Below are 15,481 nucleotides of genomic sequence, written 5' to 3'. Positions count from 1 at the left end.
ATTCGTATGCGCGGGCGTCGTTCCGCGAACCCCGTCATGCCCATCAAGACCTTCCTGCGCCCGCTCGCGACCATCCTCGCGCTCGTTCCGCTCGCTGCCTCCGCCTGCGAAGGCGAGCTGCACATCGAACTCGAGCAGGCCGGCGTGTACGCGCTCGACCACGCCGCGATCGTCGCCGCCCAGCCGGGCCTGGCCGACTGCGCCGCGGACGACCTCTGGCTGCGCGAGGCCGGCAAGGACGTGCCGCTGCACGTCGTCGCGCGCGGCGCCCGCTTCGCCGACGGCGATCGCATCGAATGGATCGGCCGGCGCCTGCACGGGCCGGAAAGCTGGTTCGACCCGTACAGCGTGAACAACGTCTACGTGCTCGGCGCCAGCGCCGGCCCGCACGCGCGCATGCGCGTCGCCGAGGCGCACGGCGAGGGCCGCGCCACGCTCGAGCGGCGCGTCCACCTCGAGCAGGAAAACCTCATGATCCGGCTCGACCAGACCCAGCAGAAGCCGGGCGAGGAGCCCGACGTCTGGCAATGGGCGAAGCTGACCCATGTCGATCCACAACCGTTCGAGCTGCGGTTCGACCTCGCCGACCTCGATGCGCGCGGTGGCGAGGCGCGGCTTGCGCTCGCCTTCCGCGGCCTGTCGGAACTGCCGCGCTCGCGCAAGGGCAAGGACACGTCGGCCGCGATCGACGACCACGTGCTCGAACTCGTGCTCAACGGCACGCCGCTCGCCGCGCAGCAGTGGAACGGCCGTGACGAGGTCCGGCGCGAGATCGTGCTGCCGGCCGCGCGACTGAAGGCGCGCGACAACGTGCTCGTCATGCGCGTGCCCAAGCGCGCGCTGCCCTGGGCACCGTCGCAGACCGCGGTCGACGTCGTGATGTTCAACTACCTCGAGGCACGCTATCCGGCCGCAGGCGACCTCGAGGCGAATGCCGGACCGCTGTCGGTCCGCGCCGACGCCGGCGCGGCGCTGCAGCTCGCCACCGGCAACGGCGAAGCGCCCGCGCTGTACGGCGAGGACGGCGTGCTGCGCCTGCCCCGCGCCGCGGGCGCGCGTCGCCATGCCTATGCACCCGCGCCGGCCGGCGTCGAGTTGCTGCCGGCGACCGCGGCCACACTGGCCCGGCCCGTGTTCCTGCGTCCGGTGCACGGTGCGCAATGGCGCGCGCCGACGCAAGGCTACGACTACCTCGTCGTCGCCCATCCGCGCCTGCTCGACGCGATCCAACCGCTCGCCGACTTCCATCGCCAGCGCGGGCTTTCGGTCGCCGTGCTCGACATCGACAGCGTGTACGACCAGTACAACAACGGCATCACCCACCCGCAGGCGATCCGCAACCTCGTCGACGCCGCGTGGCACCGCTGGCCGTCGAAGCCGCGGTTCCTGCTCCTCGTCGGCGACTCGAGCTTCGACATCCGCCACGAGACGTACAACGATCTCGCCTACGCCAAATGGACCGACCGCGAGCTGCTCTACCCGGGCCATTTCGGCGCCGTGCCCGGCGGCACGTACGCGAACGCGCCGAAGAAGCTCGCCGACCGCAACCTCATCCCGACCTGGCAATACCCGTCGCCGGAAGGCCAGTCGGCGAGCGACAACTGGTTCGGCGCGGTCGACGGCGACGACTGGCATCCGGTCGTCGCGGTCGGCCGCTTCCCGGTGGTCGAGCCCGAGGAAGTGACCGCGATCGTCGACAAGACGATCGCCTACCTGTCCAAGCCGCAGCTCGGCGCCTGGCGTCGCGACGTGATGTTCATCGCCGACGAGATCGAGACGTTCCAGCGCGCATCCGACGAAATCGCCGGTGCGCTCGGCAAGGAAGGTTTCCTCGCCGACAAGGTCTACGCCAAGCCGGACATCACCGAGAACGCGGTGCACCAGCGCGCTATCCACGACGGCATCGACGCCGGCCGCCTGCTCGTGCATTTCATCGGCCACGGCGGGCGCTACATCTGGCGCACCGGCCCGCCGGACCTGCGCAAGAACAATGACCTCTTCACGCTCGACGACGTGTCGAAACTCGGCAACGGCGCGCGCCTGCCGATGGTGCTGTCGATGACCTGCTATTCCGCGCCGTTCGACAACCCGACCGAGGATTCGATCGGCGAGCGCTTCCTGCGCGAGAAGGACAAGGGCGCGATCGCGGTGTTCGCCGCGTCCTGGCGCAACTCGCCGTCGCCGGCGTTCAGCAAGGACGTCATCGCGCAGTTGCTGGAGCCTGGCGCGACGATCGGCGAAGCGATCGTGCGCGCGAAGCAGCGTTCGACCGATCGCGTGCTCGTGGAGATGTACAACCTGCTCGGCGATCCGGCGGTCGTGCTCGAGCGCCCGCACGACGCCCTCGTCGCCACGTTCGACGACGACCGCTGGAACCCGGGCGTGCTCGTCGACCTCGGCCAGTCCGCGTTCGGCGGCGAGGTCGCGGTCGACTGGCTCGCCGCCGACGGCACGCGCCTCGCGTCGTCGACGCATCGCGTGCACGAGCCACGCTTCCGCCTGCCCGTCCCGGCGGCGGTCGCGGGCGAGGCGACCCAGGTGCGCATCTACGCCGCCGCGCCGGCGAGCGGCCGCGATGCGGTCGGTGGTACCGACCTCGTGCGCGCGTCGTCGCCGTCGCTGGTCGCGCGTTTCGCGGCCGCGTGGAAGCAGTGGTGGCGCCCCGCGAACCCTTCGAAGCGGCACGACGACACGATCGCGATCCTCGATTTCGACGGCCCCGCGCGCTGAGGCGACCACGCCGCGGAGCGTCGCGCGCAGGGTGGCCTCGGCTCACCCTCGCGACGGGCACCGCGCCGGACAACGACCCGCGAAAAACGTCAGTCGGGCATCGACGCGCCGTCGTCGTCCGCCGGTTCCTCGCTGCGCGCGTCGTCGAGGCGTGCCTTCAGTGCGGCCGCGCCTTCGAAGAACGCCGCCGGCTCGCGCGACGGAGCAAGCCGCAGCCATGGCGGCGCGAGGCGTTCCAGCACGACCGGCTGGCCGAAGTCCGCACGCCGGTCGGCGAGCGTGAACGCCTGCGTGGCGATCGCCAGCGTCGCGAGCGCGCCGACGACGATCGCCTTCAGGCGCAGGCGCTTGTTGCCGACGACGCGCAGGTGCGCGAAGCAGGTCGCGGCGAGCGCGATCCACGCGCCGGCCCAGGCGTACAACGCGAGCCGCGGCCACGACAGCGCGAACGCGAGCAGTTCGCACGCCGGGTCGTACAGGCTGTAGGCGAGCACGCCCGCGGCGGCGACGAACAGGTGCGCGCCGAAGCGCGCATGGCCGGCGAACAGGCGCGAGACGAGCGCCCAGGCGGCCGTCCACAGCGCGAGTACGCTGGCGAGGGCGAGCGATACCGTGACGTAGCGGATCGGCTTCGGTTCACCGGTATCGCCGCGCCAGAACTCGGCGAGCTCGATCAGCACGACGAGCGCGACGAGCACGAGCGCGACCGGCCATGGCGAGCGTCGCTGCAGCGGGACCTCCGGCGCGACATCCTCGTCGCCGCGATGCAGGCGCACGAGGCTGTGGCCGACCTGCAGGGTCGTATTCGGCGCGAACATGACGCGATCGCGACGGCCGCGCTCGCCTTCAACCTGCATGCCGTTGATGCTGCCGAGGTCGTGCGCGGTCCAGGTGCCGTCGTCGCCACGCTCGAGGCGCAGGTGGTGCGCGGCGACGTGCGGATCGTCGAGCACGACGTCGTTGTCCCAGGCGCGGCCGATGGTGAGCACGTTCGCGCCGATGCGCTGGCGCAGGCCGTGCTCGCGGTGGCGCGGCAGCACCTCGATCCAGGTCACTTCGTCCATGCAACGCCCTCCAGGAAGCGGCGGCCGAGAGTCAGCGCGTTGTCGTAGGCGATGCCCTGCACGACCAGGCGCGAGACGAGCGCCTCGCGGTCGCGGTCCTGCGTGACCACGGTCAACGCGACGTCGTAGAGGTCGGCGAAGTCACGATAGGCGCGCGCGCACCAGATCGCATGCAGCGCAGGGGCCGTCGGCGAGGCGGCGACGAAGCGCTCCTCGCACTCGGGCCGCGTCAGGCGCTTGCGCTGCCAGGCGCCGGTCATGCCCGCGGAACGGAAGATCGGCAGCTGCGACACGAAGGTCGCGAACTGGAACGAATCGAGTTCGGTGCTGCGCACGTAGGCGTGGCTGAACTGCGCGCTGCCGCTCTGGATGTCTTCGGCGACGAACAGCGCGCTCGGCGTGCTGCAGGTCGCGCCGTCCACTTGCGCGCGCGGCCTGGGCGCCTTCTCCGCATTCGTCTGCGCCCAGCAGTTGAACCACGGTGCTTCGCTCTCCGGCGCCTGGTACGGGCCGAACGGCGTCGCGCGCCAGCCCTTGGCGACGAGCGCGCCGTAGAAGCCGGCCTGCCAGTCGAGCAGCTGGCGATCGATTTCCTCGCGCACGGCATCGATGCCGATCGGCGGATGGCTGCGCGCGCGCTCGACCAGCGCGGCCGCGCGGCGCGCCGGCACGAGGAAGCTCACGAGTTCGCCGTCGAGGCGCTTGGCGACGTTGACGCCGACGACGCGGCCATTCGCATCGACCGCGGGGCCGCCGCTCATGCCCGGATTGATCGCGCCGGTGAAGTGCACGCGTTCGTTGTAGCTGCGCTCGACCAGGCCGTTCCACGTGCCTTCGACGATCGTGAAGCCGAGATCGAGCGGATTGCCCATCGCGTAGGCGCGTTCGCCGCGCGGCAGCTCGCCTTCCACCGCGCGTGGATCGAAGTCGAGGTGCGGCAGGCCCGCGCCGTCGAGGCGCACGATGGCGAGGTCGTTGGCGATGTCGATCGCGAGCAGCGCGAGCGTGCCTTCGCTGCCGTCCGGACGCTTGAACTCGAGGCGGTAGGTCTTCGGCTCGAGCGCGTACTGCGAGACGACGTGGTAGTTCGTGACCGCGAGCCCGTCGGCGCCGACGAGGAAGCCCGAGCCGATCGACGACTGCCGTCCCGCGGCCGCGACGAGCGTGCGCACCTGCAGCAGGCTCGGGCGCACCTGCGCGTAGACGCGCTCGGCGGCGGCGGATACCGGCGCGTCGGCCGGCGCGGCGACGACCGCCGCGGGCGGCATCGGGTATGGCGCCGGCTCCGGTTGCGCCGACGCGATTCCGGACTGGAACACGCACAGCAACGCGAAGAGCAGGCGCCGCAGGCATTCACGATCCATCGGCGACTCCCAGCATGAGGGTCGCAGCCTATAGCACCTCACGATAGACCGCGACCGTCTCCTCGACGCAACGCGCCCAGCCGAAGCCGGCCGCGCGCCGGATGCCCGCGCCGGCGACGCGCGCGCGCCAGCCTTCGTCCTCGAGCAGGCGCGCGAGGCCGTCGCGCAACGCGCTCTCGTCGAGTGGATCGACGCAGATCGCGACGTCGCCGTCGTCGCCGCGCACGATCTCGGCCAGCGACGAACCGGCCGACGTCAGCACCGGCACGCCGCTCGCGAGTGCTTCGAGCACGGGCAGGCCGAAACCCTCGTACAGCGACGGGAATGCGAAGGCATGTGCGGCCGCATACAGCAGCGGCAGCTCCGCCTCGTCGACGTAACCGAGCCGCCGCGCCTCGCCGGCCGCCTCGAGCGGCGCGAGCGCGCGTTCGAGCTCCGCGTTGAGCCAGCCCCGCGCACCGGCCACGACGAGCGGATGGCGCCGACGCAATGCCGGCGGCAGCGCCGCGTACGCACGCGCGAGGCGCGCGAGGTTCTTGCGCGGCTCCTGGGTCGCGACGACGAGCAGGTAGTCGAGGCCGTCGAGGCCGTGACGCGCGAGCGCGGCCGCGCACCCGGCACGCGGCCGCGGCCGGTACGCGGCGTCGACGCCGAGCGGCACGACGCGCAACTTGGCCCGCGGCACGCCGAGCCGCGCGACGATCTCGTCGGCGATGAAGCGCGAGTCGGTGATGACCGCCGCCGCCTGCTCCAGCGAACGCGGCAGGTGCCGCTCGAGGAAGCGCACGCGTTCGGGCGGATGCGTTTCGGGATGGTTGAGCCAGGACAGGTCGTGCACGGTCGTCAGCGACACGCCGTCGAACGGCATCAGCACGTAGTTCGGCGTGTGCAGCAGCCAGCCGCGCATGCCGCGCGTGTGCAGGCGGAACAGGCCCGAGCGCATGCGCGTGTACAGTTCGAGCGCCGCGCTCTTGAACGGCACGTGGCGCCGCACCGCCGCGATCGTGCGGTTCGCACCGAGAGCGTGCTCCGGATCATCGACCCATTGGTAGGCCGAGTACAGCCGCAGCGCCTCGATCGCCTCGTGTCGCGCGAGCCCGCGCGCGAGCTCGAGCGCATAGCGCCCGATCCCGGTCAGCGGCGCGGTGATCGCATCGACATTGAAGATCACCCGCATGCGTTGCCCGCGCCTCGGCCGGAAAAGACAAGATGGAAACACGAAGCACACGGAGCAAACGGAGGAACAGCCCCGGAAGCTCTTCCCCGCGTCCTCCGCGTTTCAGGCTTTCGCTTCATGTCGAAGCGGCGCGTTCGCGGGCGAGGTCGGCTTCGACCATGCGGCGGGCGAGGCCGGCGAGGTCGACGCTCGGGGTGAAGCCGAGGTCGCGTCGTGCCTTGCCCGCGTCGCCGACCAGCAGCGGCGCGTCGACGGGGCGGAAGAACGCCGCGTCGACGCGCACGCGTGCGGCGCCGCTGCCGCGCTCGAGGCCGACTTCGGCGAGGCCGTCGCCGGTCCAGTCGAGGGCGATGCCGGCGGCCGCGAACGCGGCCGTGGCGAAATCGCGGATGCTCGCCGCCACGCCGGTCGCGAGCACGTAATCGCCCGGCTCGGCGCGCGCGGCCATCGCGACCATCGCGGCGACGTAGTCGGGCGCGTAGCCGAAGTCACGGCGTGCGTCGAGGTTGCCGAGCGCGACGTCCGCGGCGCGGCCGAGCGCGATGCGCGCGACCGCGCGGCTCAGCTTGCGCGTGACGAACGCCTCGTCGCGCAGCTCCGATTCGTGGTTGAACAGGATCGCGCTGGACGCGCGCAGGCCGTAGCTCGCGCGCCAGGTGCCGACCGCCGCATGCGCATGCAGCTTCGACAACCCGTACGGCGTGCGCGCCGCGAGCGGCGTCGATTCGTCCTGCGGCGCGGTCGCCGGGGCGCCGAAGATCTCCGCGCTCGCGGCGAGCACCAAGTGCGCGGCCGGCGCGTGCGCGCGCACGGCCTCGAGCAGGTTCAGCGTGCTCGTGCCATTGGCGTCCGCGCTGCCGAGCGGGTCGCGGAACGAGTCGGCGACGCGTGATTGCCCCGCGCAGTGGAACACGGCGTCCGGCTGCACGGCGGCGACGAGCCGCGCGCAGGCGTCGCGGTCGCGCGGATCGAGCGCGGCCATGCGCAGGCGCGCGTGTCCCGCGAGGCCGAGTTCGCGCAGGCGCCAGCCGGCGGCGTCGCCGCCCGGCCGGTGCGTGCCGACGACCTCGCCGCCCGCGGCGAGCAGGCGCGCGGCGAGCAGCGCACCGTCCTGGCCGCTGATGCCAGTGACGAGGGCACGTCGGATCGCATTCATGGGGCGGGGTCGTCGGGCAGGCGCGCGTGGGGCAGCCATTCTGCCGTGCGCAGCGCGGCGGCGGCAGTCCCGGCGAGCGGTTCGGCGACGCGCACGCGCGCGATGCCGAGCAGGCCGCAGAGGATCTCCACGACCGTATCGCGCGGCTCGGTGACGAGCAGCGCCTCGATCGCGTGGAGCTGCAGCCAGTCCCACAGCGTGCGATACGACGGCTCCGGGTCGCGCGCGACCCACTCGCTCGCGGCGACGATCCTGCCCGCGTGGACGAGTTCGTTGCGCGTGCGGTTCGCGCGCAGGGTCCAAACTTCGGCGTCGCCCCAAGCCGGCGCGCCCGGGCCGACCCAGAGCAGGCGCTGCAGCGGCGCACGCCCGCCGCGCGCGTCGGCGTGGATGCGCCGCACGCGCCAGTCGAGCACGCGGCGTTCGTACGAGTGCAAGGTGCGCGCAACGTCGCTTTCGTAGCGCGGCCATCGCTCGCGCAGGATCGCCATGCCGGCGCGACCGAGCGCGATGCGCCGCTCCTCGCCGAAGCTCGCGCTGCGCGCATGGCGTACGAACACGTTGCCGGCGACCACGTGGCGCAGGCCACGCTGCGCGGCGCGCTGGCTCCAGTCGTTCTCCTCGCCGTACCCCTGCGGGAACGCGGCTTCGTCGAGCACGCCGACCGCGTCGAGCGCATCGCGGCGCAGGTACATGCAAAAACCATTGCCGGTCGGCAGTTGCGGATAGGCGAGGCCCGCCCATTGCCACGCCGCCCGGGCCGCGTGTTCGGTCGTCCAGCCGGGCGGCAACGGGTTGTACTGCTCGAGTTCGGGTACCGAGAACGCGCCCGCGTTGTCGGACACCGCGGTCGCGCTGGCGATGTCGTCGGCCGCGTACGCGGCGCGGCGCAGGCCGGCGAGCCAGTTGGGCCCGACTTCGGTATCGGCATTGAGCAGCACCACGTCGGCGCGGCCGGCTTCGGCGATGCCGCGATTCGCGGTCGCCGTGAAGCCACGGTTGACGTCGTTGCGCAACACGCGGGCGAAGCCGGCGGCGCGCTCGAGCAGCGGGCCGATCGCGTCGTCGCGACTGGCGTCGTCGATGACGATCACGCGCGTCGCGGCGTCGAGGTGCGCGCGCAGCGCGGCGAGGCAGCGCTCGACGAGTTCGGGCGCGTCGTGCACGGGTACCACGACGACGACCTCGCGCGCGCAGACATCGCGGCCGAACGGTACGAGGCACGAGGCCGCCAGCGGCGCGAGCGACGCACGACGCGCACCTGCGGACGCGGTGGCGAGGCCGGGCCTGCCGAAATGCAGGCGCAGCGGGCCGGCGACCAGTGCCGCGCCGTCGCGTCCTGCGCGCAGCAACAGTTCGACCGCGTCGGTGCCGGACGGTGCGAACGGGAACGCGCAGTGCGCGCGGCCCTCCGCATCGACGGCGACGCTCGTGAAATAGCAGCCGTCCAGATCGAGCGCGATGTCGGCGAGCGCGCCCGGCGTGCACGTGGCGCGCAATTCGCGGCCGTCCCATCGCAGCTCGAGCAATGGCGCCAGGAGCACCGGCTTCGCGCGGCGCAGCAGGCCGAACATCAGGCGCGCTCCGTCATCAGGCGCTCCGTGGCACGGCGACGAGCGACGCGGGCGGCGCGTCGGCGAGGATGCTGCGATCGGCGATCGCGGCCTGCAGCGCGCGCTGCGCCGCCGTGGGCAGCGCCGCCGCTGCGCGCACGCGCTGCGCATTCGGCTCGATCCACGCCTGCACGACGTCGGCCGGCGGCAAATGGATGCCGTCGACGCCGGCGGCGCGCAATGCATCGAACAGGCGGCGCGTTTCCGCTTCCGGCTCGGCACAGAGGACGTCGTAGTCGACGACGAGGCGCGGCCAGCCGCGGCTCGCCTCGAACGCGTCGCGCGTGTAGCGCTCCCACAGCGCGAGCGCGGCCTGGGGCGTGAACCCGTCGCGCGCGGCGAGCGAATCGGCGACCGCGAACGGATCGCGCACGACGTGCACGAACAGCGGTCGCGTCAGCAACGGCAACAACTCGCGCGCGAGCAGGCACAGGCGCGGCTCCTTGAACAGCCACGGCCGCTGCGCGTCGAACTCGTCGACGAGCGCGCCGACTTCGCGGCGGAAGGCATCGACCGCGCCCGGCGTGGCCACGCCGGGCGGATCGCGCCAGTCGCCGCCGGCGGCGGCGAGCCGTCGCACGCAGGCCATGTGCAGGCGCGCGGACTCGTAGTGGCCTTTCGGATTGTCCGGACCGAGCAGCAGGTCCTGTTCCGGCCCGACCGCGACGCCCATGCGTGCGAGCAGGCCGGCGACGCTCGAGGTGCCGGACCGATGCATGCCGAGCACGATGATCTGCCCGCTCGGCGGGCGCGGTAGATCGGCCGGGCGGTGCGGCCGTGGTGCCGGCAGTGGCGCGCGCAGCCCGGCGAGTTCGCCGATGCGCGCGGCGAGCTGGTCCGCGCTCGCTTCGATGTCATGGGCGCGCGCGAACGCATCCGCGTCGTGCCGCGCACGCGCGAGCCGTTCCTCGCGGCGCGCGTGCACCTCGCGCAGCGCGGCGACGAAGGCATCGTGGTCCGGCTCGGCCCACGGCAGGCCGCTCGCGGGATCGGTCGAGCGCGCGCAGGCGACGGCGACGCCGTATGCGCGCGCGAGTTCGGCCTGGCTGCCGAAGTCGGCGGCGACGAGCACCTTGCCGCAGGCGAGCGCCTCGGCCGCGTACGGGTCCCAGCCGCCGCCGCGGCGCACCGAGACGTAAACGTCGGTGCCGGCGAGCCATTGCGCGCGCTGGTACCACGGGTGCGCCCAGTCGGCGATGACGCGGATGCGCGGGTCGCCCCCGCCCGCGCGGGCGAGCGTTTCGGTTACCGCGGGTGATTCGCCGCCGGGGCGCACGAGCACGAGCAAAGCGACCGCTTCGTCGCGATCGAACGCGGCGCGGAACGCGCGCACGAGACCATCCGGTGCATCGCGCGCGAGTGCGTCGACGACGGCGAAGAACGCGAGTCGCCGGGCCGGATCGCGCGGCGCCGGCACGCGTGGATGGCAATAGTCTGCGTCGACGCCGATCGGAAGGATCTCGATCGGCAGGTCCGCTCCGGCGGCGCGGAACGCCTCGCGCTGGAATGCATCGGGCACGAGCAGGAGATCGAGCGAGCGCGCGGCGTCGCGCCAGCCGGCAGGCACCTGCGCCCATTCACCGAAGCCGAGGCCGACGCGCACGCGGCCGCGCGCGCGCGCGAAGGCGGTGCCATCGCCGCAGACGACCGCCGCCTGCGCGGGCGGCGCCCACCGCCGCCGGCCGGCGAGGGCGAGGCGGAAATCCTCGGGCGAGGGCACTTCCGGCGCGAGCGGCACGTGCGCCATGCGCAGGCCGCGCGCATCGAGGCGGCGCACGAAGCTGCGCGCGAGGTGCGCGTGCGCATAGGGCCAGCGCGTCGTGCCCTGCCAGGCGACGTCGCCGCGATATCCGGCGCGCAGGCGGTCCTGCCAGCGATCGGCGAATGCCGCGCGGCTCGCCTGCCACAGGCGCGCGCGGAAGCCGCCGTCGTCGCGCGTCGAGCCGTGCTGCTCGTGCTGCAGCGTGACCGCGCCGGCGACGATCGTCGCCACGCCGGCATCGGCGGCGCGCAGGCAGTAGTCGGTGTCCTCGAAATAGCTGTGGAAGATCGTGTCGAGCACGCCGATGCGGTCGATGCAGTCGCGCCGCAGGTAGGCGAGCGCGAACGCGACACCCTGCACGCGGCGCGTGCGCGTGAACTGCGCGACGTCGCGTTCGAGTTCCCCCGCTTCGGTCTGCTGGCCCCACAGTTCGTCGGCCTCGATGAAGCCGCCGGCATGGTACAGGCGTCGTCCTTCGCCGAGCTGGCGGCAGCCGACGACGCCGTTTTCAGGCGCTGCGTACGCCGCGTCGCGCAGGCGGCCGAGCCAGTCGGCCTGTTCGAACACGAGGTCGTTGTTGAGCAGCACGACATCGTCGTCGGCGCGCGCGGCGTCGATGCCGGCGTTCATGCCGCGCACGAAGCCGAGGTTCGCTGGCAGCGTCACGATCCGCACCCGGTCGGCGTAGGCGGCGAGTGCCAGCGGCGTCTCGTCGCTGCTGCCGTTGTCGACGACGATCACCTGCGCGGCGTCGAGGTCGGTCGCAAGCATCGAGTCGAGGCAGCGGCGCGTGGTCGGCCACTGGTTCCACGCGAGCACGATCAATGCCGCGCCGCGGACGCTCACGGCAGTCGCACGCGCGCCGACCAGGCCATCCCGAGCGCGCGCTCGACGTCGTCGAGCGCGTAAGCCCCGGGTCCGAGCAATGCCAGCGCGGCGGCGTCCCGTGCCGGTTCGGGCGCCGCGGCGACGCGCGCGAGCTCGCGCCGCAGGCCCTCGCCGTCAGGCGGCGCATCCGCCGCGGCCGCCAGGCGCGCGACCGCGACGAACAGCGCGCGCGGTTCCACCTGCAGGCGCGCGGCGAGCGCGGCGACGCGTCCGGCATCCGGCGGGTTCGCGCTCACGCGGCCTCCGGCGGGTGGTGCAGGTCGCGGTGATAGGCCTCGAACACTTCGTCGCGCGGGCCCTCGAGCACGCTGCGCCCGTGTTCGATCCACAGCACGCGATCGCAGCGCTCGGCGATCTGCTTCTCGTCGTGGCTGACCAGCACGACGGTGTGGCCTTCGCCCATGCGCGCGCGCAGGGCCGCGCCGGACTTCTCCTGGAACTCCGCGTCGCCGACCGAGAGTACTTCGTCGATGAGCAGCACGTCGGGTTCGACCTGGATCGCGACCGCGAACGCGAGGCGCAGGTTCATGCCGGCCGAGTAGGTCGCGATCGGCTTGTCGAAGAAGTCGCCGAGCTCGGAAAATGCATGGATCGCGGGCAGGCGCGCGACGATGTCGCGCCGGCGCAGGCCGAGCAGCAGCCCGGACAGGATCGCGTTGTCGCGGCCGGACAGGTGCGGCACGAAACCGAGCGCGAGCGACATGAGCTGGCACGACACGCCGCCGCGGCGGATCGTGCCGCGGTCCGGCACGAGGATGCCGGCGAGCACGCGCAGCAAGGTGCTCTTGCCCGCGCCGTTGCGGCCGATCACGCCGAGCCGTTCGCCGCGGCGCAGCTGCAGGCTGACGTCCTCGAGCGCCCAGTAGCGCCCGCCACCGAGGCTGCGCTGCGAGGCGAACGCGATGCCGACATGGTCGAGTTCGATCACGACGTCGTTCACGCGGGCCTCGCGCGGGCGGGATGGGAGTCGTTCATCGTCAGTTGGCGAGTTTCGGGAACCGCGGCGCGAGCCGTTGCACGAACAGCACGCCGCCGGCGCAGAGCACGACCGAGATCAGCGCGACCTTGGACAGGCCGATCCAGTTCGGCAACTGCCCGTGCAGCAGGATGCCGCGCGCGTCGTCCATGACCACCGCGACCGGGTTGAGCGCCATGACCCAGCGCAGGTGCTCGGGCACCTTGTCGAGCGGGAAGATCACGCCGGACAGGAACATCACGACCATGAGCACCTGCTCGATGACGAAGCGCAGGTCCGGCACGAGCGGCACCAGCGCGGAGATCACGAAGCCGGCGCCGGCCGCGGCGAGGAAGATCGCGGCGAACACGATCGGCAGCGCCCAGTAGGCCGCGTTCGGCGGGTAGCCGAGCGCCCACAGGATCATCACCAGCAGCACGAAGATGCAGGCGAACTTGACCGTGTCCGACAGCATCGCGATGAGCGGGAACACCAGCGGCGGCAGGCGCACCTGGCGCACCATCGGCAGGCTGCCCCAGATTGCATAGCCGCCGTGCGTGATGCACGACTTCATCCACTGCCACAGGGTCATGCCGATGAGCAGGAACGGCACGTAGTCGGGGCCGCCGGTCCTGAGGATCACGTCGAACACGAGCCAGAACGCGCCCATCATCATCGCCGGCTCCAGCACCCACCAGATCAGGCCGAGGTAACTGCGCGCGGCTTCGGCGCGCAATTCGGCATAGGTGCTGAAGAGGACGAGTTCGACGAGGTGGAGACGCATCGCGAGGCAGGCACGGGGGGCGGGCGCGAGGATACCGGATTCACGCCGGCTCAGCCCGCGCAGAGGCGGTCGAGCGCGGGCCCGGCGAACGCGAGGAACAGCAGCACGGCGGCGAGCGCGGCGCCGATGCCGAGGCGCAACGGCGTCATCGTGGTCGCCTCGTCGTCGCCGCGGCGGCGCAGCGTGACGAGGAAGCTGCCGGCGAAGCCGCACAGGAACGGCAGCAGCGGCAGCAGGAAGCGCGCCTTCACGTGGATCAGCGCGAACAGCGCGAGCTGGTAGCCGGCGAACAACGCGAGCACGAGCAGGAGGCGATCGGGCCTGCGCCGCCATGCCGCGATGCCGAACGCGGCCGTGGCGAGGATCAGCGCATGGAAGGCGTCGTTGGCCCAGGTCAGCACGCGCGTGAGCACCGGCGAGCTCGTGTACACCGACAGGTGGCCCGCGCACGCGGGTCCGGGCAACTGCGACACGAGCGGCGTCTTCGCGCTGAACAGGCGGAAGTACTGCCGGCCGAGCTGCGCCATCGCGACGTCGACGACGCCGCGTTCGGCGACGAGCGCACGCACCTTGGCGAGGTAGATCGCGTTGCGCGCTTGCGGCGTGTCGGCGCTGGCGAGGAACCCGGGCAGCGTGCGACCGCCCATGTCCTCGACGTAATCGCTGCGCCAGTGGTCGTTGAGGCCGACCCAGAGGTTGTAGATCGAGCTGTCGGCGATCATCGGCTTGCCGTACTCGCGCCAGCCGTGCAGCAGCGCCGGTGCCGTGACGAGGCCGATGCCGAGCAGGAAGATCACGACGGGACGCAGGCCCGCGAGGGGCCGCTCGCCGCGCACGAGCAGCCAGGCGAGCACCGGCCAGAACGGCGACAGCAGGCTTTTCGCGAGCAGCGCGAGGCCGACGCACAGGCCGGCGGCGAAGGCGCGCGCGCGCAGCAGCAGGGCGAGCGCGCCGAGCAGCAGGAACAGGTGCGGGATCTCCGGCCACAGCCAGTGCGCGTAGGCGGCGATGCCGGGGTCGAGCAGGAACAGCGCGGCCGCGGTGTTCGCCGCGGCGACGCTGCCGCCGAGGCGGCGCCAGAGGTCGCGCAGCAGCGCGCCGCACGCGATGAACAGCAGCGTCTGCAGCAGTTGCGCGGCGAGCACGTGCACGCCGCACAGCGCGTACACCGCCGCGAGCAGCAGTGGCTGCAGCGGCGGCCAGATCGTGCCCGGCATCCATGCGCCGCCGGCGAGGATCGACAGCGCCGTCTGCTGGTAGGTCAGTTCATCGCCGATCAGCGCCTTCGCGCCCGCGCCGTAGTAGGCGTACCACAGCAGCGCCTGCGACAGCGCGAACGCGGCGACGAACGCCGCGGCGAGCACGCGGCGGCGCCGCGCGGTCGCCGCGGCGGTGTTCATCGCGGCGCGCGCGGGAACGGCATCAGCCGTTCTTCGCCGGTTCCGGCGCGGCCGCGGCGCTCGCGCGCGGACGCACCTTCGGCGGTGCGCGGAAGGTCGGCGTGAACTTCTCGTGCGAACCGCTCGTCGTGATGCCCTCGACGTAGTACCAGTATTCCTTGCACGGATCGATCGTGTCGTCGCGATACTCGTACTTGTGCGTCTCGTCCGAAGTGCCGGCGCCGAGGATCGGTTCCTTGGTCAGCTTGGTGAACTCGCCTTTCTCGCTGTCGCCGCGGAACACGTCGAAACCGAAATTGTTCTGCTCGCTGGCCGTGGTCCAGCGCGCGGTGTTGGCGATGCGCTGCTCCGGCGGCAGCTTCGACTGGTCGCCGCAGTCGCCCTCGGGGATCTCCTTGGCGGGGGCGGGCGCCGCCGCGGTCGGTTCGGCGGGCTTGGGCGCGCTGGCGGGCGTCGCGGGCGGCGCCGGCTTCGCCTCCGGTGCGGCCGGTTGCGGCGACGGACTGCAGGCGCACAACACGGCGGCGGCGAGGATGGTGAGGGCGAGCGGACGCATGCGGAACTCCCTGGGTTCGAGGCTGGACAACG

Annotated in this window: 11 protein-coding genes and 1 pseudogene; 1 reads left to right on the top strand and 11 read right to left on the bottom strand. The window is 72.5% G+C overall.

All coding sequences use genetic code 11. The annotated features are described in order from the left end of the window. Positions 1-36: 36 nt before the first annotated feature. A complete protein-coding gene (locus EV148_RS07325; RefSeq protein ID WP_131995832.1) occupies positions 37-2,730 on the top strand; it encodes a C25 family cysteine peptidase in 2,694 nt (897 codons plus the stop codon). A gap of 89 nt (positions 2,731-2,819) precedes the next feature. Here the strand turns inward: EV148_RS07325 and EV148_RS07320 are convergent, their stop codons facing one another. The 11 genes and pseudogenes from EV148_RS07320 to EV148_RS07275 all read right to left on the bottom strand — a co-directional run bounded on the left by EV148_RS07320 (position 2,820) and on the right by EV148_RS07275 (position 15,449). Then, a complete protein-coding gene (locus tag EV148_RS07320) occupies positions 2,820-3,794 on the bottom strand; it encodes an FHA domain-containing protein (protein ID WP_131995829.1) in 975 nt (324 codons plus the stop codon). Continuing rightward, on the bottom strand, positions 3,782-5,158 hold the full coding sequence (locus EV148_RS07315) for a S1C family serine protease (protein ID WP_131995826.1): 1,377 nt from the start codon (positions 5,156-5,158) through the stop codon (positions 3,782-3,784). The genes EV148_RS07320 and EV148_RS07315 overlap by 13 nt, the downstream gene beginning before the upstream one ends. A gap of 28 nt (positions 5,159-5,186) precedes the next feature. After that, entirely contained in the window at positions 5,187-6,335 is a 1,149-nt protein-coding gene (locus EV148_RS07310; RefSeq protein ID WP_131995823.1) for a glycosyltransferase family 4 protein, read from the bottom strand. Positions 6,336-6,450: 115 nt separating this feature from the next. Continuing rightward, positions 6,451-7,491, bottom strand: a complete 1,041-nt coding sequence (locus tag EV148_RS07305; RefSeq protein ID WP_158287363.1) for a GDP-mannose 4,6-dehydratase — start codon at positions 7,489-7,491, stop codon at positions 6,451-6,453. After that, positions 7,488-9,065, bottom strand: a complete 1,578-nt coding sequence (locus tag EV148_RS07300) for a glycosyltransferase family 2 protein (protein WP_158287362.1) — start codon at positions 9,063-9,065, stop codon at positions 7,488-7,490. Before EV148_RS07300 ends, EV148_RS07305 begins: the two co-directional genes overlap by 4 nt. A 16-nt stretch (positions 9,066-9,081) precedes the next feature. Further along, positions 9,082-11,712, bottom strand: a complete 2,631-nt coding sequence (locus tag EV148_RS07295; RefSeq protein WP_131995814.1) for a glycosyltransferase — start codon at positions 11,710-11,712, stop codon at positions 9,082-9,084. Beyond that, positions 11,709-11,990 carry a hypothetical protein gene (locus EV148_RS07290; protein WP_131995811.1) on the bottom strand — a complete coding sequence of 94 codons (282 nt, stop codon included), beginning with the start codon at positions 11,988-11,990 and terminating at the stop codon, positions 11,709-11,711. The genes EV148_RS07295 and EV148_RS07290 overlap by 4 nt, the downstream gene beginning before the upstream one ends. Then, positions 11,987-12,598, bottom strand: a pseudogene (locus tag EV148_RS07285) (ABC transporter ATP-binding protein); the annotation flags it as partial. The pseudogene EV148_RS07285 and the gene EV148_RS07290, both read right to left, overlap by 4 nt. A 133-nt stretch (positions 12,599-12,731) precedes the next feature. Next, positions 12,732-13,493 carry an ABC transporter permease gene (locus tag EV148_RS18420; RefSeq protein ID WP_158287361.1) on the bottom strand — a complete coding sequence of 254 codons (762 nt, stop codon included), beginning with the start codon at positions 13,491-13,493 and terminating at the stop codon, positions 12,732-12,734. A gap of 50 nt (positions 13,494-13,543) precedes the next feature. After that, a complete protein-coding gene (locus tag EV148_RS18415; protein ID WP_158287360.1) occupies positions 13,544-14,893 on the bottom strand; it encodes a hypothetical protein in 1,350 nt (449 codons plus the stop codon). Between the two features lie 22 nt (positions 14,894-14,915). Then, positions 14,916-15,449 carry a hypothetical protein gene (locus EV148_RS07275; RefSeq protein ID WP_131995805.1) on the bottom strand — a complete coding sequence of 178 codons (534 nt, stop codon included), beginning with the start codon at positions 15,447-15,449 and terminating at the stop codon, positions 14,916-14,918. Positions 15,450-15,481: the final 32 nt, after the last annotated feature.

The organism is Dokdonella fugitiva (assembly GCF_004342425.1).
GTDB classification, from domain to species: Bacteria; Pseudomonadota; Gammaproteobacteria; order Xanthomonadales; family Rhodanobacteraceae; genus Dokdonella_A; species Dokdonella_A fugitiva.
The sequence above is the reverse complement of the archived record's forward strand: the minus strand, read 5'-3'. Positions and strand labels throughout refer to the sequence as shown.

Coding starts and splice junctions, on each gene's coding strand:
- EV148_RS18420 (WP_158287361.1), bottom strand. CDS start 13,493: ATGCGTCTCCACCTCGTCGAACTCGTCCTCTTCAGCACCTATGCCGAA.
- EV148_RS07325 (WP_131995832.1), top strand. CDS start 37: ATGCCCATCAAGACCTTCCTGCGCCCGCTCGCGACCATCCTCGCGCTC.
- EV148_RS07310 (WP_131995823.1), bottom strand. CDS start 6,335: ATGCGGGTGATCTTCAATGTCGATGCGATCACCGCGCCGCTGACCGGG.
- EV148_RS07305 (WP_158287363.1), bottom strand. CDS start 7,491: ATGAATGCGATCCGACGTGCCCTCGTCACTGGCATCAGCGGCCAGGAC.
- EV148_RS07320 (WP_131995829.1), bottom strand. CDS start 3,794: ATGGACGAAGTGACCTGGATCGAGGTGCTGCCGCGCCACCGCGAGCAC.
- EV148_RS07275 (WP_131995805.1), bottom strand. CDS start 15,449: ATGCGTCCGCTCGCCCTCACCATCCTCGCCGCCGCCGTGTTGTGCGCC.
- EV148_RS07315 (WP_131995826.1), bottom strand. CDS start 5,158: ATGGATCGTGAATGCCTGCGGCGCCTGCTCTTCGCGTTGCTGTGCGTG.
- EV148_RS07300 (WP_158287362.1), bottom strand. CDS start 9,065: ATGTTCGGCCTGCTGCGCCGCGCGAAGCCGGTGCTCCTGGCGCCATTG.
- EV148_RS18415 (WP_158287360.1), bottom strand. CDS start 14,893: ATGAACACCGCCGCGGCGACCGCGCGGCGCCGCCGCGTGCTCGCCGCG.